Origin of the sequence: Streptomyces sp. NBC_00523 (assembly GCF_036346615.1) — a bacterium.
Lineage (GTDB): Bacteria > Actinomycetota > Actinomycetes > Streptomycetales > Streptomycetaceae > Streptomyces.
In genome coordinates this window covers 124,647-149,368 of record NZ_CP107837.1, presented here as the reverse complement: position 1 = coordinate 149,368, position 24,722 = coordinate 124,647, and the positions used below count along the sequence as shown (strand labels likewise).

General features: G+C 72.5%; 12 protein-coding genes. 8 read left to right on the top strand and 4 right to left on the bottom strand.

The features are described from left to right. Positions 1 to 170: 170 nt before the first annotated feature. The gene (locus OHS17_RS33120; protein ID WP_330315500.1) at positions 171 to 527 is read right to left on the bottom strand and encodes a hypothetical protein; all 357 of its coding nucleotides are present in this window, start codon (positions 525 to 527) and stop codon (positions 171 to 173) included. 197 nt (positions 528 to 724) lie between these two features. Further along, the gene (locus OHS17_RS33115; protein ID WP_161206621.1) at positions 725 to 1,171 is read right to left on the bottom strand and encodes a MarR family winged helix-turn-helix transcriptional regulator; all 447 of its coding nucleotides are present in this window, start codon (positions 1,169 to 1,171) and stop codon (positions 725 to 727) included. A gap of 119 nt (positions 1,172 to 1,290) precedes the next feature. On the opposite strand from OHS17_RS33115, the gene OHS17_RS33110 reads away from it, so the two are divergent. The 8 genes from OHS17_RS33110 (at position 1,291) to OHS17_RS33075 (ending at position 22,573) form a co-directional block, all read left to right on the top strand. Continuing rightward, on the top strand, positions 1,291 to 1,980 hold the full coding sequence (locus OHS17_RS33110; protein WP_330315499.1) for an SgcJ/EcaC family oxidoreductase: 690 nt from the start codon (positions 1,291 to 1,293) through the stop codon (positions 1,978 to 1,980). A 35-nt stretch (positions 1,981 to 2,015) separates the two neighbouring features. Continuing rightward, complete coding sequence (locus OHS17_RS33105; RefSeq protein WP_330315498.1) at positions 2,016 to 2,237, top strand: hypothetical protein; 222 nt, start codon at positions 2,016 to 2,018, stop codon at positions 2,235 to 2,237. Continuing rightward, positions 2,171 to 2,467 (top strand): hypothetical protein, encoded by a 297-nt coding sequence (locus tag OHS17_RS33100; RefSeq protein ID WP_330315611.1) that lies wholly within the window; start codon positions 2,171 to 2,173, stop codon positions 2,465 to 2,467. Before OHS17_RS33105 ends, OHS17_RS33100 begins: the two co-directional genes overlap by 67 nt. 3 nt (positions 2,468 to 2,470) lie before the next feature. Further along, positions 2,471 to 3,244, top strand: a complete 774-nt coding sequence (locus OHS17_RS33095) for an SDR family NAD(P)-dependent oxidoreductase (protein ID WP_330315497.1) — start codon at positions 2,471 to 2,473, stop codon at positions 3,242 to 3,244. Positions 3,245 to 3,455: 211 nt separating this feature from the next. After that, the gene (locus OHS17_RS33090) at positions 3,456 to 4,247 is read left to right on the top strand and encodes a thioesterase II family protein (RefSeq protein WP_330315496.1); all 792 of its coding nucleotides are present in this window, start codon (positions 3,456 to 3,458) and stop codon (positions 4,245 to 4,247) included. 117 nt (positions 4,248 to 4,364) lie between these two features. Continuing rightward, the gene (locus OHS17_RS33085) at positions 4,365 to 6,980 is read left to right on the top strand and encodes a helix-turn-helix transcriptional regulator (protein ID WP_330315495.1); all 2,616 of its coding nucleotides are present in this window, start codon (positions 4,365 to 4,367) and stop codon (positions 6,978 to 6,980) included. A gap of 86 nt (positions 6,981 to 7,066) precedes the next feature. Next, a complete protein-coding gene (locus OHS17_RS33080) occupies positions 7,067 to 20,860 on the top strand; it encodes a type I polyketide synthase (RefSeq protein WP_330315610.1) in 13,794 nt (4,597 codons plus the stop codon). Positions 20,861 to 20,968: 108 nt separating this feature from the next. Continuing rightward, positions 20,969 to 22,573, top strand: a complete 1,605-nt coding sequence (locus OHS17_RS33075) for a DHA2 family efflux MFS transporter permease subunit (RefSeq protein WP_330315494.1) — start codon at positions 20,969 to 20,971, stop codon at positions 22,571 to 22,573. A 146-nt stretch (positions 22,574 to 22,719) separates the two neighbouring features. On the opposite strand, the gene OHS17_RS33070 is transcribed toward OHS17_RS33075, so the two are convergent. Further along, positions 22,720 to 23,925, bottom strand: coding sequence for a cytochrome P450 (locus OHS17_RS33070; protein WP_330315493.1), 1,206 nt, complete (start codon positions 23,923 to 23,925; stop codon positions 22,720 to 22,722). 92 nt (positions 23,926 to 24,017) lie between these two features. Beyond that, entirely contained in the window at positions 24,018 to 24,650 is a 633-nt protein-coding gene (locus tag OHS17_RS33065; protein ID WP_330315492.1) for a TetR/AcrR family transcriptional regulator, read from the bottom strand. Between the last annotated feature and the right edge of the window lie 72 nt (positions 24,651 to 24,722).

Genomic DNA, 24,722 nt, shown 5'->3' with positions numbered 1-24,722 from the left:
CTAGGGCCTGTCGTCAAACTGCCGTCTGCCGGGCGACGCCATGCACGCACTGGGGCCGGCACGCCGAGAAGTGGGGTCTCCCCTGTTCGAGCGGAGCCGAGAACTTGGGGATGCACCTGACGCCGCCCGGCCCGCCCCCCGGGCGGACGACGGCAGTTTGACGACAGGCCCTAGTGACGCCCGGTCAGGTACACCGAGCGCAGCTTGAGCCGTTCCGATGTGGGGCGCCCGTGTGGGCCCAGGGTCCAGGAGTCGCCGGTGCAGTCGGTGCCGGTGAACACCATGACCCACTCGGCGGTCTCGTTCTGCGGGGCGTAGGCGGGCTCGGAGCCCCGGGTGTCGGCGACCTCGGGGAGCGTGACGCAGCCGGGGCTCTGGGGATCGTGCAGGGTGACCGTGCGCGGCATGCCGTCGAGCCCGGCGTACGTGTAGGAGAAGTCCCCCACGGCGGCGCTCGCGGACCCCGGCTGCGCGGTGAGGAGAGCGAGCGCGCCGAACGCGGCGGCCGCCCCATGACGAAGCCTCATGTAACCCATGTCGACTGCACCCGTACCGATCCGGGGCACGTACGGCCGCCCCGACGCCGGGCCCCGGCGAGCTGCCGGACCCGCAGGTCCCTTCCCTGAGCCCGGCCCCCGGACGCGCGAGGTCACCCGCGCGGCGTCGACGTAACGATTCTTCGTACTCCATGCGGAGCCGGCCCGTGTTCCCTTCGGCCGGACCTTCAGTCGGAACCGGCGCCGCGCAGCTGCTCGGCGGCGGCCTGGTACGCGTCCGAGGCGCGGGCGAAGTAGTCGAACAGGACGGCGAGCTGGTCGGGCGTGTAGTCGGCGAAGAGCTCGCCGATGCGCTTCCGGGCGGGGGCCATCGCCTCGTCCAGTCCGGCCGGTTTGCCGATGGGCTCCACGATCACCTTGCGCCGGTCGTCGGGGGACGGTGCGCGGCGCACGTACCCCGCCGCCTCCAGCCGGTCGATCAGGCGGGTGGTGGGGCCGGTGGTCAGCCCCGTGCGTGCGCCGAGCTCACCAGGGGTCAACGGTCCGGTGAGACCCAGGATGTTGAGTGCGTACAGGTCGGTGGCGCCCAGTTCGCACGCCTTGGCGCTGGCGTGGCCGTGCAGCATGACGGCGCTCAGATACCGGCGGTAGGTCTCACTGGCGCCGGACGGCATGGCTGTTGTTGACACGGGCTCCTCCGCTCCATAATCGCTTCTTCAGCGAAGAGAAATCTTTGACGAAGAAGATGCTTCGCAGCATCTTCTCTGTCTGTGAAGTTACCACGGAGGGAACCATGAGCATGAGCACCGCCACCGAGACCCCGGACACCACCGCACCCGAGCCGACCGCCCCCAAGCCGCGCTCCCGTCGCCGCACCGTCAAGCGGGTCCTCATCGGAGGCGCCCTGGTCACCGTTCTCGCGGCCGGCGGCGGCTACTTCTGGCTCGACGCCACCTCCGACCCCAAGGTCCTCGGAGAGGCGGAGTGCACCGCCGTCACCCCGACCCGTATCGCCACCCCGTCCGGCACGGCGGCGGCCGGCGACCAGCGCGCCGTCTGCGACACCCTGCGCGACTTCACCGACGCCTGGGGCCGCGCCGACGCCACCGGATACGGCGAGCAGTTCACCGCGGACGCCACGTACACCACCTACGTCGGCACCCACTACCAGGGCCGCGAGGACATCGCCGACGCCCACCACGCCCTGTTCGGCGGGTTCGTCAAGGGCACCAGCCTCGCCGACTCGTTCCTCGGCATCCGGTTCTACGGCCCCGACACCGCCGTCGTCACCAGCCGGGGCGACACCTACAAGGGGGACGCGCCGTCCGCCGCGGACCTGAGCAAGACCCAGACGTACACGCTCGTCCGCGAGGGCGACGGCCACTGGCGCATCGCCGCCTTCCACAACACGCAGCGTCAGAACGTCATGGAGCGCGTCTCCTTCCTCTGGGACCCGGCCACCGCCCCGAAGGCCGAGAAGTGACCCCGCCCGCCCACCACCCCCGGAAGGACACCGGCATGACCACCACCGAGGACACCACCGCCGTCCACGCCTTGCTGCACCGCAGCGCCGCCGCCTGGGCCGCCGGGGACGGAGCCGCGTACGGCGCCTGCTTCACCGAGGACGCCACCGACGTCACGTACGTGGCACCGTCTACCAGGGCGGCGCCGAGATCGGGCGCGCCCATCAGGCCCTGTTCGACAGCTTCCTCAAGGGGACCCGGCTCGACCTCGACGTGATCGGCGTGCGGTTCCACCGTGGCCGGGACACGGCCGTGGCCGTCACCCGGGGGGCCGCCCGCAAGCACGGTGCGAAGGAGGGGCGGTACGACAAGATCACGACGTACACCCTGGTGCCTCGGGGCGACGGCACCTGGGGGATCGCGGCGGTGCAGAAGACCGGGCGCCGCCGCCTGATGGAGGCGTTCTCCTTCCGCGCCCAGCCCGCGACCCGCCCCTCGGCGGGGTGACCCGTGCCGACGCGGACCGACGACCGCCCGACCGCCCTGGTCACCGGGGCCGGCGCCGGGATCGGCCGGGCCTTCGCCCACCGCCTGGCCGCCGACGGCCACCGGGTCATCGCCGTCGCCCGTGACGCCGAACGGCTGCGGGCCCTCACCGACGGACTGGGCCCCGGCCACACGTGGCTGGCCGCCGACCTCGCCACCGAGGACGGGGTGCGCCGCACCGGCGAGCTGATCGCCCGCACCCGCGTCCAGCTGCTGGTCAACAACGCCGGGACCGCCACCACGGGCGCCTTCACGGAGACCCCGCTGTCCCGGGCCGAGGATATGCTGAACCTCAACTGCCGCGCCGTGACGGCACTCTCGTACGCCTTCCTGAGCCACGCCCGCCCCGGGGACGCCCTGCTGAACGTCTCCTCGACGCTCGGCTGGACCCCGAAGCCGGACCTCGCCGTGTACAGCGCCACCAAGGCGTACACGACCGCCCTCACCGAAGCGCTCTGGACGGCCCACCGCGACACCGGCATCCGGGTGCTGGCGCTCTGCCCCGGCATGACGGCGACCGAGTCCCAGCGCCACGAGGACGCGCCCGCCGCCCTGGTCGGGACGCCGGAACAGGTCGTCGCGGCGGCCCAGCGCGCCCTGCGCGAGGAGGACGGGCCGACCACGGTCCCGGGCCGGGTCAACCGCCTGCTCGCACTCCTGACCACCCGCCTCCTGCCCCGCCGCAGGACCCTCGCCCTGCTCGCGGGACCGGGGCCGGAGCGCACCGCCGCCGGGTAGGGCGAGGCCTCGCGCGGCAGGGTCTGCCGGACCAGCGAGTCCAGAGTGTGCCCCAGATACGTCTTCCGGTTGAAGGCCAGGAGTGGGCAATCGGGAAGTGCCCCTCCGCCGGGTGGTGACCGCCGCACAAGTACGGCTTAACCACCCGCCGTTACCTTGCCCTCCGCGCATGCGACGAGTACCGGGCAACGAGCAGGGAGCAGGAACGGGAATGAGCATCGACACCGACACGGAGCTGTGGGTCCGCCGCTTCCACCCGGCCCCCGAGCAGCCGTACCGCCTCGTCTGCCTCCCGCACGCGGGGGGCACCGCCTCCGCCTTCTTCTCCTTCTCCCAGGCCCTGGCCGCCCACGCCGACGTCCTGGCCATCCAGTACCCGGGCCGCCAGGACCGCCGCCACGAGCCTCCGATCACCGTCACCGAGGAACTCGTCGACGCCATCCACCAGGCGCTGCGGCCCTGGGCCGACCGCCCGCTGGTCCTCTTCGGACACAGCATGGGCGCCGTACTGGGCTTCGAACTCGCCCGCGGCATGGAGGCGGAGGGCGAACCGCCGCTCGGCCTGATCGTCTCCGGCCGCCGCGCCCCCCACATGCCGCGCCCCGACAGCGTGCACACCAAGGGCGACGACGCCCTCATCGCGGAGATCCAGCAACTGGCCGGCACCGACCCGGGGGTGCTCGCCGACGAGGAGATCGTCCGCATGGTGCTGCCCGCCATCCGCGCCGACTTCAAGGCCATCGAGACGTACCGCTACCAGCCCGACCCCGGCCGGGACCGCGCGCTGAGCTGCCCGCTCAGCGTGCTCACCGGGGAGTCCGACCCCCGGGTGAGCCTGCACGAGGCGATGGAGTGGCGCGAGCACACCTCCGGAAGCTTCACCTTCCGCAGCTTCCCCGGCGGCCACTTCTACCTCACTCCGCAGCAGGACGCGGTGACCCGCGCCATCGCCGACGACTTGGCGGCCCTGGGCCAGGAACGGCTCGGCAGCGCCGTCGGCTGACCCGGCGCGCGGAGTTGTGGCCAGGCAATAACTGGCCACTGCGGAGCGTGGGCCGGCTCCCCGGCCGGTCCTTACGCTGGGCGGACAAGTGACGCTGCGCAACGGGGGAAACGGCTGATGACGCTCTTGTCCCGGGATACCGAACTCGCCCGGCTGAACGCCGCCCTCGCGGCGGCGGAGACCGGTGCCACCGCCATCGTGCTCATCGAAGGCGCCTCCGGGTGCGGCAAGTCCGAAACGCTCAGGACCATCGCCGACACCGCCCGCGAACGCGGCGCGACCGTGCTGTGGGCCGCTGCCACCCCCAAGGGGCCCGCCACGGGTCACCGCGCGCTGGACGAGTGGGCCGAGGCACTGCGCACCCACTCCGCGCGGACTCCCGGCGCCGCCCCCGACGCTTCCGCGGCCGCCTCCTTCACCGCGGCCGTCCGGGGGCTGGACGGACCCGCACCGCTCGTCGTCTGCCTCGATGACCTGCAGTACGCCGACGCGGCCTCCCTCGCCTTCCTGACCGGTTCGATCAGGGCCCCGCGCGGCACCGGCCTGCTCATCGTGCTCACCGGCCCGCTCGGCGGCCCGGGCGCGGACGCCCGCGATGCCGTCACCGAACTGCTGCGCCACCCGGGCTTCGACCGGATCCGCCTCGGCCGTCTCGACCGCGCCGCCACCGCAGCCCTCCTGCGCGACCGCCTCCGGGGCGGGGCGCCCGGCGAATCGGCCGACCGCCTCTACGCGCGCACCGGAGGCAATCCGCTGCTGCTCAGGGCCCTGATGTCCGAGTACGACACCGCCCACCCCGAACCGGCGGGGCCGTTCGCCGACGCGGTGCGGGCCTGCCTCCAGCGCTGCGGGCGCCCCGCCCGCGACCTCGCCCGCGCCCTGGCCGTCCTCGGGACCCACGCCACCCTCGACCGCGCCGCCGCCGTCGCCGGGGCAGCCCCCGCGGACGCCGCCCGGGCCCTCGCCGCCCTGGACGAGACAGGACTCACCGACGGGCCCGGACTGCGTCACCCCGACATCGCCGCCGCCGCACTGGAGACCCTCGGAGCCGCCGAGCGCACCCGCCTGTACGGGCGTACGGCCGAGGCGCTGTACGCCGACCGGGCCGAGGCCGAGACCGTCGCCTCGTACCTGCGCGCCCACGGCAGCGCTCCCGGGGACTGGGCCGTGCGTACGCTCTGCGAGGCCGGACAGCAGGCCCTCGCCGCCGACGAGGCCGAACGCGCCGCCGCCTGCCTGCAACTCGCCCACGCCGGCACCGACGACGAACCGACCCGGTGGCGGATCGGCCTGCAACTCGCCGCCCTCACCTGGCGCCTCACCCCCGCCGCCGCCGAACAGCACCTCGACGCTCCGCTCGCCGCACTGCGTGCCGGACGCTCCGGCGCGCCCACGGGCTCGCTGGCCCGTCTGCTCGTCGCCCAGGGACGGGTGGCGGAGGCGGCGGAGGTACTGCGGCTCGCGCCCTCCGGCGCCGACGCACTGCGCGACCTCTTCGCGGTCCCACCCGCCGCCGACAGCGACGCGACCCCCCTCTGCGCCGCGCTGTGGACCCACCCGGGCGACCCCTGGGACGCGTCCGCCGCCGAACGGCTGATCGAGGGAACCCCGCTGGCACACGACACCTTCGAACCGCTGGTCCAGGCCGTACGCATCCTGCTGCACACCGGACACCCGCGCCGGGCCGCCGTCCGGTGCCGGAAACTGCACGCCGACGCCGAACACCGCCGGGCCCGCGGCTGGCAGGCCATGTTCGCCTCGCTGCGCGGCGAGGCACTCATCCACCTCGGCGACCTCGCCGGTGCCGAGCGCGCGGCGAGCGCCGCCGTGGCGGCGGTCGCGGGACGCGGCGGAACGTTCATGTACCGCCCCGTCGCGGTCCTCGTCACCGCGCTCACCGCCATGGGCCGCTACGACGACGCCGCCCGGCACCTTCCGCTGCCCCTGCCCGACCACCTGCCCCGCACCGTGCACGCCCTGCCGTACCTCCAGGCACGGGGCAGGTACTACCTGGCCACGCACCGTGCCCAGGCCGCCCTGAGCGAATTCCTCGACGTGGGCCGCCTGGCCGGACGGTGGGGCCTGGACCACCCCGGCGGTCTGCCCTGGCGCATCGACGCGGCCGACGCCCTGCTGCGCCTGCGCCGCCCCTGCGAGGCACGCGTGCTGACCACGGCGCAGCTCGCCGTACCGGGTATCGGCGCGCGGACCCGCGGCATGGCGCTGCGCCTGCACGCCGCGACCGAGGAGACCCACGACCGGCCGGCCCTCCTCACCCGGGCGGTCGCCGACCTGCGGAGCTGCGGTGACCGCCTGGAACTAGCCAAGGCCGTCGCCGACTTCGGCCGGAACCTCCAGACCCTGGGCGAGGGGCCGCGCGCGGGCTCCGTCATCGGGCGCGCGTGGAGACTGGCCGACGAGTGCGACGCGACACCGCTCTGCGGGGAGATCCTGCCGGGCCGCCGGCGCGGAGACTCCGACGCCGAGGTGGAACGCTGCGCCGCGGCGGCCCCCGAGCCCGACGTGGCCGTCCTCAGCCAGTCCGAACGGCGCGTCGCGTCCCTGGCCTCCGCCGGATACACGAACAGGGAGATAGGGGCCAAGCTGTTCGTCACGACGAGCACGGTCGAGCAGCACCTCACGCGGATCTACCGCAAGCTCAACATTTCCCGCCGGCAGGACCTGCCGATCGACTTGCAGCTCGACGTTCTCGGGCGGGTCGGAGTCCAGTGAGCGCGCAAGACGGGCTTTAGCCGACGTTGTGACGATCGGCTTGGACCCCTGCGGTGCGACCTGGTGACGAAGTGGAGACAGGCATCATGAATCCGGACTTTGGCATGCCGAAAAACGGCCCTGTCGGTGCCATTGCTGTTGTCGGTATGTCGTGTCGCTTTCCGGGTGCTGAGGGTGGTCCGGGGGAGTTCTGGGACGGATTGGTCCGGGGTTTCGATGCGGTGGGCGAGGTGCCTTCGGATCGTTGGGACGGTGAGGGGTTTTATGACCCCGATCCGTCGGTGGCGGGGAAGTCGGTGGCTCGGCGTGCGGGGTTTTTGAGTCGGGTTGATGGTTTTGACGCGCGGTTCTTTGGTATTTCGCCGCGTGAGGCTGTGGCGATGGATCCGCAGCAGCGGTTGGTGTTGGAGTTGGCGTGGGAGGCGTTCGAGGACGCCGGTGTGGTGGCGGGTTCGGTGCGGGGGTCTGCCGCGGGTGTGTTCGTGGGGGCGATGGCGGACGATTATGCGGTTTTGGCGCGTCGGGGTGGTGTGGAGGGGATTGGTGCTTTCACGTCGACGGGTCTTGCGCGGAGTGTGATCGCGAATCGGGTGTCGTTTCTGTTGGGTTTGACGGGTCCGTCGTTGGTGGTGGATTCGGGTCAGTCGTCGGCGTTGGTGGCGGTGCATCAGGCGTGTGAGGCGTTGCGTCGTGGTGAGGTGTCGTTGGCGTTGGCGGGTGGGGTGAATTTGATGCTGGCGCCGGAGTCCTCGGTGGCGGTGTCGAAGTTCGGTGGGTTGTCGCCGGATGGGCGTGCGTTTGTTTTCGATGGTCGGGCGAATGGTTATGTGCGGGGTGAGGGTGGGGGTCTTGTTGTTCTGAAGCGGCTGGAGGATGCGGTCGTTGATGGTGATGATGTGGTGTGTGTGATCGCGGGTGGTGCGGTCAACAATGATGGTGGTGGTGATGGTCTGACGGCTCCGCGGGTGGAGGGTCAGGCCGGGGTGTTGCGGCTTGCTTGTGAGCGGGCGGGTGTGGCGCCGGGCGAGGTCGGTTACGTGGAACTGCACGGGACCGGGACGGCGTTGGGTGATCCGGTCGAGGCTGCGGCTCTGGGAATGGTGCTGGGGAATGCCCCGGGCCGTGTCGAGCCGTTGGTGGTGGGTTCGGCGAAGACGAATGTCGGGCATTTGGAGGGTGCGGCGGGGATTGTCGGTCTGATCAAGGCCGCGATGTCGGTGCGGTATGGGGTGGTGCCGGCGAGTCTGAATTTCGAGTCGGTGAATCCGGCGATTGATCTTGATGAGTTGAATCTGCGGGTCCAGACATCGACGGGTGTGTGGGAGGGATCCCGTATCGCGGGTGTGTCCTCGTTCGGTATGGGCGGGACGAACTGCCACCTGATTCTCCGCCCGGGCCCCGAGCGGGCCCCTGTCGTGCAGGGTGCGGACCCGGTCCTGGTGCCGTGGGTGGTCTCGGGGCGCAGCGCGGAGGCACTGCGCGCGCAGGCGGCGAATCTGGCTGCTTTTGAGGACGGTTCGCTGCTGGATGTCGGCTATTCGCTGGCGTCGACGCGCACGGTGTTCGAGCACCGTGCGGTGGTGATCGGTGCGGATCGTGCGGAGCTGGTCGCGGGTCTGGAGTCGGTGCGGGGCGGCCGGCCGGTGGCGGGTGCTGCGGGTACGGCGTTGCTGTTCACGGGGCAGGGGTGCCAGCGGGCAGGGATGGGCCGGGAGCTGTATGAGGCGTTCCCGGTGTTTGCGGAGGCGTTCGATGCGGCGTGTGCGTATCTGGATGTGCCTCTGGGTCGGTCGCTGAAGGATGTGGTGTTCGGGGGCGATCCGGTCCTGGGTCAGACCCGGTTCACGCAGGCCGCCCTGTTCGCGCTTGAGTCGGCTCTTTTCACGTTGGTGTCGTCATGGGGTGTGCGTCCGGATGCGCTGATCGGTCACTCGATCGGTGAAGTGAGCGCGGCGTACGCGGCGGGGGTGTTCTCGCTGGAGGACGCGTGTGCGTTGGTGGCGGTACGGGGTCGGCTGATGCAGGCCGCGCGTGCGGGGGGTGCGATGCTCGCCATCGCCGCTCCGGAAGCCGATGTCGTGCCCGAGCTGGTCGAGGGTGTGTCGCTGGCTGCGGTGAACGGTCCCGCAGCGGTGGTCGTCTCCGGTGACGCGGACGCGGTTGAGGCGTTGGAGGAGCTGTTCCGTAGCCGTGGGGTCAAGGTCAAGCGCCTCACCGTCTCGCACGCGTTCCACTCCGCGCACATGGACACGGCCCTGGCCGAGTTCGAGGAAGCAATCGGCTCCCTCACCTTCAACGAGCCCCAGATCACCGTCATATCCAACGTGACCGGCCAGATGGCCGACGAGCTGACCAGCCCTGCCTACTGGGCGCGTCAGATCCGCGCGGCGGTCCGTTTCCACGACGGCATCCGCACCCTGGACGCCCAGGGCATCACCACGTACCTCGAACTCGGTCCGGACCCGGTCCTGACCTCCCTCGTTCAGAACACCCTCGACGCCCCCACCGCCGCGTCCGCGCTCAAGGACGGGCGGGACGAGCCGCGGACTTTGCTGCGGGCCCTGGCCACCGCTTATGCGAGTGGGACGGACGTCGACTGGACGGCTCTGCTGCCCGGCGGGAACCGGGTCAAGCTGCCCACCTACGCCTTCCAGCGCAAGCGCTACTGGATCGACGTCCCCGATGCCCCGCACGGCCCGGCTGCCGTGGCGGAGCCGGAGCCGGAGCCGGAGCAGGAGGAGCAGGAAGGCGTACTGGGGGAGTGGGCGAGCCGGGTGCGCAAGCTCACCGGCAAGCAGGGCGATCTCCTGCGCCAGAAGCTGATCACGGGCCTGATCTGCCGTCACACCGCCGAGATCCTCGAATACGACAGCGCGGAGGCGATCGATTCCGAACTGCCCTTCAAGGACCTGGGCTACAACTCGCTCACCTCCGTCGAGTTGCGCAGCCGTCTGGCCGCCGACCTCGGCATCGCTCTGCCGTCCTCGCTCGTCTACGACTACCCGACCCCCGCCGTTCTCGCCCGCCACATCGTTCGCGACCTGGTGGGTGCGCCCGACCCGGAGGCCGTGGACGCGGTCCTTGCCGGAGTCGAGGACGCGTCCGACGAGCCGTTGGCGATTGTGGGGATGGCGTGCCGGTACCCGGGTGGGGTGGTCTCCCCGGAGGGATTGTGGGGGCTGGTTGCTGAGGGCGGGGACGCGATCGGTGGCTGGCCGGAGGACCGTGGCTGGGACCTTGAGGGGCTGTACGACGCCGAGCGGGGTGTGCCGGGGAAGTCGTATGCGCGGTATGGCGGGTTCTTGGAGGGGGTGGACGGGTTCGACGCGGAGTTCTTCGGGATCTCGCCGCGTGAGGCGCTCGCCATGGACCCGCAGCAGCGTCTGCTGCTGGAAACGGCGTGGGAGGCGTTGGAGCGGTCGGGGATTGTTCCGCAGTCGCTCAGGGGCAGTCGGACGGGTGTGTTCGTCGGTGCGATGACGGGGGAGTACGGGCCCCGTCTGGCCGAGCCCGTCGCGGGGACGGAGGGCTACCTCCTCACGGGCAACACGGCGAGTGTTGCTTCGGGCCGTATTTCCTACACCCTTGGCCTGGAGGGGCCGGCGCTGACCGTGGACACGGCCTGTTCCTCCTCCCTGGTCGCCCTTCACCTGGCTGCGCAGGCGCTGCAACGGGGTGAGTGCTCGCTCGCCCTGGCGGGTGGTGCGACGGTGATGTCCTCGCCGGGGATGTTCGTGGAGTTTTCGCGGCAGCAGGGGTTGTCGCAGGACGGCCGGTGCAAGGCGTTCTCCGCGAGTGCGGACGGCACGGCGTGGGGCGAGGGCGCGGGCATCCTGCTGCTGGAGCGGTTGTCCGATGCCCAGGCCAACGGCCACCCGGTGCTGGCGGTGATCCGGGGTTCGGCGGTCAACCAGGACGGTGCGAGCAACGGGCTCAGCGCGCCGAACGGCCCCTCCCAGCAGCGCGTCATCCGCCAGGCCCTGGCCAACGCCGGCCTGAGCGGTACGGACGTCGATGTGGTGGAGGCGCACGGGACGGGGACCAAGCTCGGTGACCCGATCGAGGCGCAGGCCCTGATCGCGACGTACGGGCAGGAGCGCACCCCCGAGCAGCCCCTGTGGTTGGGGTCGTTGAAGTCGAACATCGGGCACACCATGGCCGCTGCGGGTGTGGGCGGTGTCATCAAGATGGTCATGGCGATGCGCGAGGGGGTTCTTCCTCAGACGTTGAACGTGACTGATCCGACGTCGCACGTGGACTGGTCCCAGGGCTCGGTGGAGTTGCTGACCGAGCAGCGGTCGTGGCCCGAGCTGGAGCGTCCGCGCCGTGCGGCTGTGTCCTCGTTCGGGATCTCGGGCACGAACGCGCACATGATTCTGGAGCAGGCACCGGAGGCGTCGCTGCCGGAAGCCTCTGCCGGTGGTGTGGTGCCGTGGATGGTGTCCGGTCGGACTGAAGAGGCCCTGCGTGATCAGGTGGCTCGTCTGACGGAGTTTATGGAGAACGCCCCCGAGCTCACGCCGAGTGCTGTTGCGACCGCCCTGGTCTCGCACCGTACGGTGTTCGGGCAGCGCAAGGCCGTGGTCGGCAGCACCCGGCAGGAACTGCTGGACGCGCTGCGTGCGGATGCCGGAGCGGCGGGCGAGGCGGTCGCGGGCCGTACGGTGTTCGTGTTTCCGGGGCAGGGTTCGCAGTGGATCGGTATGGCGGCGGGTCTGTATGGGGCGTCGCCTGCGTTTCGGGCGCGCCTTGAGGAGTGCGCGCGGGCCCTGTCGGCTCACACGGACTGGGATCTGCTGCCAGTACTGCTGGAAGGTGACCCGGACGGCTTGCTGGAGCGGGTGGACGTGATCCAGCCCGCGTTGTGGGCGGTGATGGTCTCCCTCGCTGAGGCGTGGCGATCCTTTGGCGTTGTGCCGGACGCGGTCGTGGGGCATTCGCAGGGCGAGATCGCGGCGGCTGTCGTCTCGGGTGCGCTGTCCTTGGAAGACGGCGCCCTGGTGGTGGCTCTGCGGAGCCGGGCCATCATCGCTCTGGCCGGTCGGGGCGGGATGCTGTCGGTTGCGCTGCCCGCCGACGCGGTGCGCCCGTACCTGACGCGGTGGCCGGACGACCTGGGCGTGGCCACGGTCAACGGCCCGTCGTCCACGGTCGTGTCGGGCACGGACAGTGCTTTGGACGAGCTGGTTGCGGTGCTCGACGCGGACGGGGTGCGTTCGCGTCGTATCGCGGTGGACTACGCCTCGCACTCCCCGCACGTGGAGTCCATCCAGGACGAGTTGGCGCAGCTTTTGGCGCCGGTAGTGCCGCGCAGGCCGGAGATCCCGTTCTATTCGACCGTCACGAACGAGGTGGTCGACAGCGCGGTCCTGGACGCGGGGTACTGGTACCGGAATCTGCGTCAGACGGTTGAGTTCGAGAAGACGACCCGGGCCCTGCTCGCGGACGGCTTCACCACGTTCATCGAGTCGAGTGCTCACCCGGTCCTGACGATCGGTCTTCAGGAGACCTTCGAGGCCGCCGAAGCGGTCGCGGCGCTCGCCGTGCCGTCACTCCGCCGGGACGAAGGCGGCCTGGACCGGTTCCTGCTCTCCGTCGGCCAGGCATGGACCCACGGCGTCCCCGTCGACTGGACCACAGCCCTCCCCGAGCCCCAGCACCCCCTCGACCTGCCCACGTACGCCTTCCAGCGCACCCGCTACTGGCTCGAATCCGCTCCCAACACCGGCGACGTCACGATGGCCGGGCTCACCTCTGCCGAGCACCCCCTTCTCGGAGCGGTGACCGAGGTCGCCGGCAGCGGGTCCGCGGTGCTGTCCGGGCGGCTCTCGCTGAAGTCGCACCCGTGGCTCGCCGATCACGCCGTTTCCGGCACGGTCCTGCTGCCCGGCACCGCCTTCGTGGAGCTTGCCCTCCGGGCCGGGTACGAGACCGGCTGCGAGGTCCTCGAAGAGCTCACCCTCCAGGCTCCACTGCTGCTCGGCGCCACCGGGGCCGTCCGCCTCCAGGTCGTCGTTGACGCCGAGGAAGGCGGCCGCCGCGCCGTCACCGTGTACTCCCGCCCCGAGAGCGCGGAGGAGAGCGGGGACGACGGGGCCGAGTGGACCGGCCACGCGGCCGGGGTCCTCTCGTCCCTGGCGGTTCCGGCGCCTCGCGGGGCGTCCGCCGATGCGGTGTGGCCGCCGGCCGGGGCGGTCCGGGTCGACACGAGCACGCTGTACGAGGAGCTGGCGGCGGCGGGTTACGAGTACGGGCCCGTGTTCCAGGGTGTTCAGGCCGCATGGCGCAACGGTGACGACGTCTTCGCCGAGGTCTCCCTCGCCGAGGACCAGCACGGCGACGCCGACACCTTCGGCATCCATCCCGCCCTGCTCGACGCCACCCTCCACACCGCACTCCTGACCCCCGGCACCGAACTGCCCGCACCCCGCCTGCCCTTCGCCTGGTCCGGAATCCACCTCCACGCCACCGGCGCCACCACCGTCCGCGTCCACATCACCCCCACCCCCACCGACAGCATCACCCTCCACATCACCGACACCACCGGACAACCCGTCGCCACCGTCACGTCCCTCGCACTCCGCGAGGTCCCGGCAGGCGGACTGGCGCCCGCAACCGCTGCCCGTCCCGTCCCCTACGTCGTGGAGTGGGCCGAGGCGGTACTCCCGGACCCGGACACGGAGTCCGCGACGACGGCCGTGCTCGGCGGTTCCCCCACGGACCGCGCACTTGCCGAGGCACTGGGGGCCGGGCTCCACGCCGATGCCGCCGCCCTGCTCGCAGCCGTACAGCAGGGGACGGTCGCACCGGAGGCCGCGGTGCTCCTCGTCCCCGGGGTTTCCGCCGAGGACGGGTCCGCGCTGCCCGAGCAGGTCCGGGCCGAGGTCGGCCGGGCTCTGGCGGCGGTCCAGGAGTGGCCGGCCGATGAAGGACTTGCCGGCACCCGGCTGGTCGTCGCCACCCGGGGCGCGCTCGCCGCGCAGGAGGGCGAGGACGTGCGGGACCTCGCGGGCGCTGCCGTGTGGGGTCTGCTGCGCACCGCGCAGGCGGAGGAGCCGGGCCGCTTCGCCCTCCTCGATCTGGACCCGAGCGGCGGTGACGACCCGGGCGCCCTGGTGCGCGCCCTGTCGGGCGCACCCTCCGAGCCTCAGCTCGCGGTGCGCGGGCAGGCCGTCCTCGCGCCCCGGCTGATCCGCGCCGACGACAGCCCGGCCGTGGCTCCGGCCCTCGACCCGACCGGGACGGTACTCGTCACCGGCGCTTCCGGAACGCTCGGCGGGCTCTTCGCCCGGCACCTGGTCACCGCCTACGGCGTACGCCACCTGCTGCTGGCCAGCCGCCGGGGTGCCGACGCCCCCGGCGCGGCCGAACTAAGCGCGCAGCTAAGGGAGATGGGCGCCGAGGCCACCTTCGCGTCCTGTGATGTCGCCGACCGGGATGCGCTCGCAGCCCTCCTGGCCGCCGTACCCACCGACCACCCCCTCACCGCGGTCATCCACACCGCAGGTGCCCTGGACGACGGCACGGTCACCGCACTCACCCCCGAGCGCCTCGACACCGTCCTGCGCCCCAAGGCCGACGCCGCCTGGCACCTGCACGAACTCACCCGCGACACCGACCTCGCCGCCTTCGTCCTCTTCTCCTCCGTCACCGCCACGCTCGGCAATCCGGGCCAGGGCAACTACACCGCCGCCAACGGTCTGCTCGACGGCCTCGCCGCCCACCGCCACGCCCTGGGTCTGCCGGCCACCTCCCTGGCCTGGGGCCTGTGGGGCCAGGCATCCGGACTGACCGGTCACCTCAGTGACACCGACCTGTCCCGGATGACCCGCGGGGGCATCGCCGCGCTCGACACCGAGGAAGGGCTCGCGCTGTTCGACGCCTCCCTGGCGACCGGGCGTTCCGCGACCGTTCCGGCACGCCTCGACCTGGGCGCACTGCGTGGCGAGGCGGCCGCGGGCAGGCTCCCGGCGCTGCTCCGTTCACTGGTCCGGGTCCCCGCCCGGCGCACCGCTGCCGCAGCGGGCAGCGGACAGTCCGGAGCCTGGGCCGAGCGGATCGCCGCGCTGCCCGAGGACGGGCGGGCGGAGGCGGTCGCCTCGGTCGTCCGCGCCACCGTGGCGACGGTCCTGGGGCATGGTTCGCCCGACTCCGTGAACGAGCAACGGCCGTTCAAGGACTTCGGCTTCGACTCGCTCGCCTCCGTGGAGCTGCGCAACCGGCTCGGGGCCGCGACCGGCCTGACCCTGCCGGCGACCCTCGTCTTCGACCACCCGACGCCGCGCGCGGTCACCGACCACTTGCTGGAGCGGGTCCTCGGCGCGAGCACCCCGGCCGCCGAACCGCTGCGGGACACGGGCACCGCCGCGGAGGACGAGCCGATCGCCGTGGTCGCGATGAGCTGCCGCTACCCGGGCGGTGTCACATCCCCGGAGGACCTGTGGCGTCTGGTCGAGCAGGGGACCGACGCGGTCGGCTCCTTCCCCGCGTCCCGGGGCTGGGACGAGGAGACGCTGTACGACCCGGACCCGGACGCGGTCGGGCGTACGTACTCCACGCAGGGCGGATTCCTGCACGGAGCCGAGGACTTCGACGCCGAGTTCTTCGGCATCAGCCCGCGTGAGGCCCTGGCCACCGACCCGCAGCAGCGTCTGCTGCTGGAAACCGCGTGGGAGGCCTTCGAGCGGGCCGGGATCGACCCGGCCGCCGTGCGCGGGAGCCGGACCGGTGTCTTCGCGGGCGTCATGTACAACGACTACGCCTCGCGGCTCAAGCCCGCGCCCACGGGGTACGAGGGCTACCTCGGCAACGGCAGCATGGGCAGTGTCGCCTCCGGGCGCATCGCGTACACCTTCGGGTTCGAAGGCCCCGCCATCACCGTGGACACGGCCTGCTCCTCCTCGCTGGTCGCCCTGCACCTGGCCGCCGGGGCGCTGCGCTCGGGCGAGTGCACGATGGCGCTGGCCGGCGGTGTGACGCTCATGGCGACGCCCACCACCTATCTGGAGTTCAGCCGCCAGCGGGCCCTGTCGCCCGACGGCCGCTGCAAGGCCTTCGCCGCCCAGTCCAACGGGACCGGCTGGGCCGAGGGCGTCGGCCTGGTGCTCCTGGAGAAACTGTCCGACGCGCAGGCCAACGGGCACCAGGTACTCGCCGTGATCCGCGGCAGCGCCGTCAACCAGGACGGTGCGAGCAACGGCCTGACGGCCCCCAGCGGCCCCGCCCAGCAGCGGGTGATCCGCCAGGCGCTCGCGGACGCCGGGCTGAGCGGCGCCGACGTGGACGCCGTGGAGGCGCACGGCACCGGCACCACGCTGGGCGATCCGATCGAGGCGCAGGCGCTGCTGGCCACCTACGGCGAGGAGCACAGCCCCGAAGTGCCGCTGTGGCTGGGCTCGCTCAAGTCCAACATCGGGCACGCACAGGCCGCGTCCGGCGTCGCCGGAGTCATCAAGATGATCATGGCGCTGCGCAACGGGGTCCTGCCCCAGACGCTGCACGTGGATGCCCCGACCCCGCACGTGGACTGGTCCTCCGGGACGGTGGAGCTGCTCACCGAGCAGCGGCCGTGGCCCGCACTGGACCGCCCGCGCCGCGCGGCCGTCTCCTCCTTCGGCATCTCCGGCACCAACGCCCACCTGATCCTGGAACAGGCGCCGCAGGACTCCCGGCCCGAGGGCGCGACGGACGCCGGGCCCGTTCCCGTGCCGTGGGTGCTGTCCGCCCGTACCGAGGAGGCGTTGCGGGACCAGGCGTCCCGCCTGCGCGACCATGTGGCCGCCAAAGGACCGGCGGTGGCGGACGTGGCCCTCGCGCTCGCCACCACGCGCGCCCGCTTCGAGCATCGCGCGGTGGTCGCGGGTGCGGACCGGGCCGAGCTCATGGAGGCCCTGGCCGCACTCGCCGCGGGCACCGACACGCCCGCCCTCGTCCGGGGGACGGCTGGTGGCGTACCGAAGACCGCCGTGATGTTCACCGGCCAGGGCAGCCAGCGGCCCGGCATGGGACGCGACCTGTACGAGACCTTCCCGGTCTTCGCCGCCGCCTTCGACGCGGTGTGCGCCCACCTCGATCCCGAGCTGGGACGCCCGCTGAAGGAGATCGTCTTCTCGGTCCCGGACAGTCCCGAGGCCGACCTGCTGGACCAGACCGTGCACACCCAGGCCGCGCTGTTCGCCCTGGAGACCTCGCTGTTCAGGCTCGCCGAGCACGCGGGCCTCGCCCCGGCCCTCCTCATCGGCCACTCCGTGGGCGAGATCAGCGCCGCGCACGCCGCGGGTGTGCTGAGCCTCGCCGACGCCTGCACCCTGGTGGCCGCGCGCGGCCGGCTCATGCAGGCGGCCCCGGTGGGCGGCGCGATGATCGCGATCCGGGCCGCGGAGGCCGACGTACTGCCCCACCTGGAGCGGCACGCGGGACGGCTCAGCCTGGCTGCCGTCAACGGGCCGGACTCGGTGGTGATCTCCGGAGACCCCGACGCGGCCGACGAGGTCGCCGAGGGCTTCCGCGCCCAGGGGACCAAGACCCGGCGGCTGACCGTCTCGCACGCCTTCCACTCGCCCCACATGGACGGCGTCCTCGCCGAGTTCGAGGAGGTCATCCGCACCCTGGACCTGCGGGAGCCGGCCATCCCCATCGTCTCCAACATCACCGGCCGGATCGCCGGACCCGGCGAACTGACCGACCCCGGCTACTGGGCCCGGCACATCCGGGCCGCCGTCCGCTTCCACGACGGCGTGAACACCCTGCACGAGCAGGGCGTGACCACCTACCTGGAACTCGGTCCCGACCCGGTGCTGACGGCCATGGTGCGCGGCGCCCTGGACGGGGCCGACGCGGTGTCCGCCCTGCGCGCCGGGCACCCGGAAGGGCGGTCTCTCCTCACGGCACTGGGCACGGTCCACACCCGGGGCGCCGCCGTGGACTGGCCGTCACTGCTGCCGGCCGCGCACCCGGTGGAACTGCCGACGTACGCCTTCCAGCGGACCCGGTACTGGCTGGAGGCCCCGGCCGTGGCCCAGGACGCGGCCTCGGCAGGACAGGAGGGCGCCGGGCACCCGCTGCTGAGCGCGGTCGTCGCACTCGCCGACGGCCAGGGGGCGGTGCTGACGGGCCGCATCGAGTTGGCCGGCCTCCCGTGGCTCGGCGATCACGTCGTCGCGGGCTCGGTCCTGCTGCCGGGCGCCGCCTTCGCGGACCTCGCGGTGTACGCCGGGGACCAGGTGGGCTGCGACACCGTCGAGGAACTGAACCTGGAGGCGCCGCTGGTGCTCCCGGAGCGCGCCGCACCGCGCCTGCAGATCCAGGTCACCGACACCGGCGACGGCAGCGGGCGGCACACCTTCGCCGTCCACTCCGGCGTCGACGGCGGCGACTGGACCCGGCACGCCACCGGCACCCTGGCACCGTCCGCGACCGCCGCCCCGCCCGCCGCGCCCTGGGCCGAGGCCTGGCCCCCGGCCGGTGCCGAACCGGTGGACGTGGACGCGCTCGCCGACCGGCTCGTGGCCGCCGGGCTCGGCTACGGCCCGGCGTTCCAGGGACTGGCCGCGGCCTGGCGGGAAGGCGACGTCCGCTACCTGGACGTACGGCTGCCCGAGGGAACGGGCGCCGGTGAAGGCGACTTCGGCCTGCACCCCGCACTGCTCGACTCGGCCCTGCGCACCCTCGCGCTCGGCGGCCCCGGCCGGGGCGACGACGGGGAAGGCGAAGGGTCCGACCGGATCCACGTCCCCTTCCTGTGGAGCGGGCTCCGCCTGCACGCCACCGGGGCGGGCGCCCTGCGCGTCCGCGTCGCCCCCACGGGTGCCGAGGGCGCGTACCGACTGGACCTCGCCGACCCGCAGGGGCGGATGGTCGCCACGGTCGACGCCCTCGCCGTACGCCCGCTCCCCGAAGGCGCCCTCGCCACCGCCGCCCAGGGCAGCCCGGGCGCGGACGGCGGCCTCCTGCGCCTCGACTGGATTTCCCTGCCGCTGCCGCAGGAAGGCCCGGCAGGACCGGCGGACTGGGCCCTGCTCGGCCCGGTGTCCGAGGTGACCGCCGCACCCGCCGGGACCACGCGTTACGGCGGACTGGCCGAGCTCACCGAGGCCGTCCGGTCGGGGGCGTCCGCGCCCCGCTTCGTCGTCACCGACGCCGTGGTCCCGTCCGAGGAGCCGGCCTCCGCGACCCCGCCCGAGGCGCTCCGTGAGGCCATCGGCGGACTGCTGGGGTTCCTCCAGAGCTGGCCGGCCGAGGACGCGCTCGCCGACAGCAGCCTCGTCGTGCTCACCCGGGGCGGCGCGCCCGTCGGCGACGGCGTACCCGATCCCGTGGCCGCCGCCCTGCTGGGCCTGCTGCGGTCCGCCCAGGCGGAACACCCCGGACGCCTCGTCGTCCTGGACCTGGACGAGGACCCGGCCTCCGCGGCCGCCGTCCCCGCCGCGGCGCTCTCCGCCGTGGAGCACGGCGAGCCACAGCTCGCGCTGCGCGCCGGAGCCGTCCACGCTCCCCGCCTCGTGCCGGCCCGGCCCGACGACCCCGCCCCGGCCCCGGCGTTCCGGGAGGGCGGAACCGTCCTGCTCACCGGCGCCGGCGGGTTCCTGGGCGGACTGGTCGCCCGGCACCTGGTGACCACGTACGGGGTACGGCACCTGCTGCTCGCGAGCCGCCGGGGTGCCGACGCACCCGGCGCGGCGGAACTGGGCGCGCAGCTGCGGGAACTGGGCGCCGAGGCGGTCTTCGTCGCCTGCGACGTCGCCGACCGCGACGCGCTCGCCGGACTCCTGGGGCGGGTGGACCAGGACCATCCGCTGACCTCGGTCGTGCACACCGCGGGCGTACTGGACGACGGGGTGCTGACCGGGCTCACCGCCGAGCGGTTCGACACCGTGCTGCGGCCCAAGGCCGACGCCGTGTGCAACCTGCACGAGCTGACCCGGGGGACCGCCCTCGACTCCTTCGTCGTGTTCTCCTCGGTCGCCGCGCTGCTCGGCACCGCGGGGCAGGCCAACTACGCCGCCGCCAACGCCTTCCTGGACGCCTTCGCCCAGCAGCGCCGCGCGGCCGGACTGCCCGCGCTGTCGCTTGCCTGGGGGCTGTGGGGAGGCGACGGCGCCGGCATGGCCGAAGAGCTCGGCGCCGCCGACCGCGCCCGGCTGGCCCGCACCGGCCTCGCCCCGATGTCCGCCGAACAGGGCCTGGCCCTGCTGGACGCGGCCCTGGCCGCCCGCTCGCAACCGGCCCTGGCTCCGGTCCTGCTGGACTCCGCCGCGCTGCGGGCCCGGGCCGGGGCGGGCACCCTTCCCGCGCCGCTGCGCGGCCTCGTCCGCACCCCGGCCCGTCGCAGCGCCGCCGCGGCCGCCACCGGCGCGGGCGGATCGGTGACCTCGCTCGCGGACCGGCTCGCCGCACTCGGCGCCGACGAGCGTGCCGGAGCCGTACTGGCCCTGGTGCGGGGCGAGATCGCCGGGGTGCTCGGCCACGCGGACGACCGGCGGGTCGATCCCGCACGCAGCCTTCAGGAACTCGGCTTCGACTCGCTCACCTCGGTCGAACTGCGTGACCGTCTCACCACGGCCACCGGGCTGCGTCTTTCGGCCACGCTCGTCTTCGACCACCCGACGGCCGAGGCGCTCACCGCCGAACTGCTGGGCCGGCTCGTACCGGAGGACTCCGGAGCCGGCGGGCTGTCCCAGGAGCTGGACCGGCTGGAGGCGGCCCTCGAAGCGGCCGAGGCCGGTACCGAGGACCACGAACGGGCGGGCGGCCGGCTGCGCGAACTGCTGCGCAGGTGGCAGGCGGCCGCCGACGGCGCCGCCGAGCCCTCCGACGAGGGGCTGGCGGACATCACCGACGCCGAACTGTTTTCCGCACTCGACGAGGAACTCAGTCAGTGAGACATGGGGCCGGTTCCAACCGGCCCTGGTAAGTGGGGCATTGACATTTTCGGGTCACTGTCCCAGATTTTAGAGGCGAGCCACTTCGGTGGAGGACGAGGAGCATCCGTGAGTAAGTTGCGCGGGAACCCGTGGGCGGTCTTGATGACGCTCGGTCTCGGGTTCTTCATGACACTGCTGGACCTGACGATCGTGAACATCGCGATCCCCGACATGATGGAGAGACTCGGTTCCTCCCTTGACGAGGCCCTGTGGGTGGTCAGTGCCTATGCGCTCGTCCTCGCCGTCACCCTGATCACCTTCGGCCGCCTCGGTGACCTCCGCGGTCCTCGTACCCTGTTCGCCTCGGGCGTCGTGCTGTTCACCCTGGCCAGCGTCGCCTGCGGCCTCGCCGTCGACCCCGGCATGCTCATCGCCACCCGTGCGGTGCAGGGCCTGGGCGCGGCCATGATGGTGCCTCAGACGATGGTGATGATCATCGCGGTGTTCCCGGCGGACCGGCGCGGTGCGGCCATGGGCGTCTGGGGCTCCATCGCCGGTGTCGCCACCATCTCCGGGCCGACGCTCGGCGGGCTGATCGTCAGCACCGTCGGCTGGCGCTGGATCTTCTTCATCAACGTGCCCGTCGGCATCGCCGTGCTCGTGCTGACCTTCCTGCTCGTGCCCGACATCCGCCCGGCCCGGACCCACAAGTTCGACATCGTCGGCGTCCTCATCGTCACCGTCGCGCTGTTCTGCCTGAGCTTCGGCCTCCAGGAGGGCGAACGCTACGACTGGAACACGGGCATCGTGGCCCTGATCGTCGGCGGCGTGGCCCTGCTCGGTGTGTTCGTGCTCTACCAGCGCCGCAAGCAGGACGACGAGCCGCTCGTACCGTTCGCGCTCTTCAAGGACCGGAACTTCACCGTGATGACCGTGATCGTCGCGCTCATCTCGATGGCCCTGCTCGGCCTGGTGCTGCCGGTGAACATCTACCTGCAGTCCGTGCTCGGCATGTCCGCCGTGCAGGCAGGTCTCACCCTCGCCCCCTCGCCGCTGCTGTCGATGGTGACCGCCCCGTTCGCGGGCCGGATGTCCGACAAGATCGGCGGCAAGAACGTGCTGCTGTTCGGCCTCGCCGTCTACGGCATCGGCATCTCGCTGGTCCTCGCCTTCGCCGCGGTGGACAGCCACTGGTACACCTTCACGCTGCCGATGGCCGTGGTGGGCCTGGGCACCGGCTGCCTGCTCGCGCCGATGGCCACCGAGGCCATGCGCAACGTACCGCCGCGCCTGGCGGGTGCCGCCTCCGGCGTCAACAACACCATCCGCCAGATCGGCTCCGTCCTCGGCGCCTCCGTTGTCGGTGCCGTCCTGCAGAGCCGGCTCGCCACCACCCTGCACGAGGAGGCGGCCACCCGTTCCTCCGGGCTGTCTGCCCAGAGCCGCGAGGGCTTCGTCGACGCCTTCTCCTCCGGTGCGAGCCCCGACGCCGACACCATCAAGGAGCTCGCCCAGGGCCTGCCGACGGCCGCCGCCCGGCAACTCGCCGCCGCGGCCGAGGCCGTCTACGACCACGGGTTCGTCACCACCATGCACAGCACGCTGATCCTGCCGCTCGGCGCCGTCGTCGGCTCCGTGCTGCTCTGCCTGGCGGCCAAGAACCACCGGTCGGCCCAGAAGGCCGCAGCGGCCGAGCCGGTGGCTCCGCCGCAGCCCGAACCCTCCCGCTGATCCGCCGCTTCCGGCGAATCCCCCCGACGTCCGGCCCCCGCGACATCCCCCGCCGCGGGGGCCGGATCATGTCCCGGCACCGGACGCCCGGACACGAAGAGGCGGCGCGCCCCCACAGGGACGCGCCGCCTCTTCGTATGCGCGGACTACCAGGTGACCGGCAGCGAGGCCAGACCACCCGTCAGGGTGTCGTCGCGGAACTGCAGTTCCGCCGGGTCCACCGCCAGCTGCAGGTCCGGGAACCGGACGAACAGCGTGGAGAACAGCGCCTGGAGCTCCAGACGGGCCAGGCCCGAACCGAGGCAGAAGCGCGGACCGTGACCGAAGGCCAGGTGCTGCGTGCTGTCCCGGGTGATGTCGAAGACGTCCGGGTCGGAGAAGATGTCCGGGTCGCGGTTGGTGGCCGTGAACGCCAGCATCACCAGGTCGCCCTTGGGAATGGTGGTACCGGCGACCTCGATGTCGTCGTGCGTGTAGCGGGGCAGCACGTCCTGCGTGGACGGCGCCGCCATCCGCAGGATCTCCTCGACCGCGCCCTGCACGAGCCCCTTCGGGTCGGCCTGCAGCTTCTTGCGCTCCTCGGGGTGGGTGAGCAGCAGCAGCGTCCCGAGGTCCAGCCGTGTCACCGTGGTCTCGTGCCCGGCGAACAGCAGACCAGCGGCCATCCGCGCGATCTCGTCGTCCGCCAGGCCCTCCTTCTCCTGTACGGCGACCAGGTCCGAGAACACGTCCTCGCCCGGGGTCCTGCGCTTCACCTCGATGAGGCTGCGCATGTAGCCGTGCAGCTCGCCCCAGGACGCCTTGGCCTTCTCCACGTCCGTCAGGCTGGTCGCACCCGCCGACATCCGGCGGAACTCCTCGCGGTCCTCGCCGGGCACGCCGAGCAGCTGGCAGATGACCAGCACGGGCAGCGGGAAGGACAGCGCCTCGTGGAAGTCCCCGGGGTTCGGGCCCTTCTCCAGGTTGTCGAGCAGCTGGTCGATCAGCTGCTGGACGCCGCCCTGGAGCTTCTGCACCCGGCGCGCCGAGAAGGCCGGGGCCAGCAGCCGGCGCAGCTTCGTACGGGTGGGCACCTCGTCCTCGGGCTTGCCCAGCGGGCCGGTCAGCACGGCGGCGTTGGCCACCCGGGAGGCCGTCTCCGGCGCGTGGTGGGAGCGGCCGAGGCGGGCGTCGTTGAGGAGCTGCTTGACCTCGCCGTAGCGGGTGACGAGCCAGGCCTCGTCGCCGGCCGAGGTGGTCACGCGGACCACCGGCGACTCGGTGCGCAGCGAGCGGAACTTCGGCGCGATGCCGTTCACATCGTCGCGGTCACGGTCGAAGGGAAGACGCGGAAGGTCCTGGATTTGGGTCACGATCGTGCTCCTCGGTGGTGTGGCAATACGCCCGTCGTCGCCGAAGGCTAGGAGCAGCTTCTAAAGCAGCCTTAAACCGCCGGGCGGCCGCATCAGTGCGAGGCCCGCTCCACCGCGGGAGCCAACAGGTCCAGGGTCCGGGCGAAGAGGTCGTCCAGATCCGGCTCCCCGCCCTGGTCCACCCAGAAGCGCAGGGTCTCGGCCACCGCGCCCCCGATCGCCGCCGCCAGCACCCGCGTCCGGTACCCCTCCGGACCGTCGGGATCCGTGCCGCTCCGGGCCGCCAGCAACCGGGCCAGCTCACGCAGCCCCTCCTGGGTGCGCTGGGCGTTGAGGGCCCGCAGCTCCGGTACCCGGTTGATCATGCGCAACCGGGTCAGCAGCTCCGCACGGCCCTCGTCGAACGCCCCGCTCTCGCGTACACCGGCCAGCATGACCCGTAGCCCGGCCAGCAGGGAACCTCCCTCGGGCAGGCCTCCGTCCGCGAAGTGCAGCGGGTGCGCGCCGGGCGCCTCCGCCGCCTCCGGCCCGCGGTCATGGACCCCGGACAGGATCACGTCCTCCTTGGAGGAGTAGTAGCGGTAGAAGGTCGTCGTGGACACCTCCGCCGCCGCGGCGATCTCCTCGACCGTCGTCGCCCGGTATCCGCGCTCTTCGAACAGGCGCAGCGTCTCCCGCTGGATCGCCTGCCTGACCTTGAGTTTCTTCATCTCCCGCAGCCCCACGCCCACATCATGCTGCAAGCGCTACGAAAGAGCCGCACAAGGGCCGCCTGGGAAGGTGCCCCGTACCCTCAC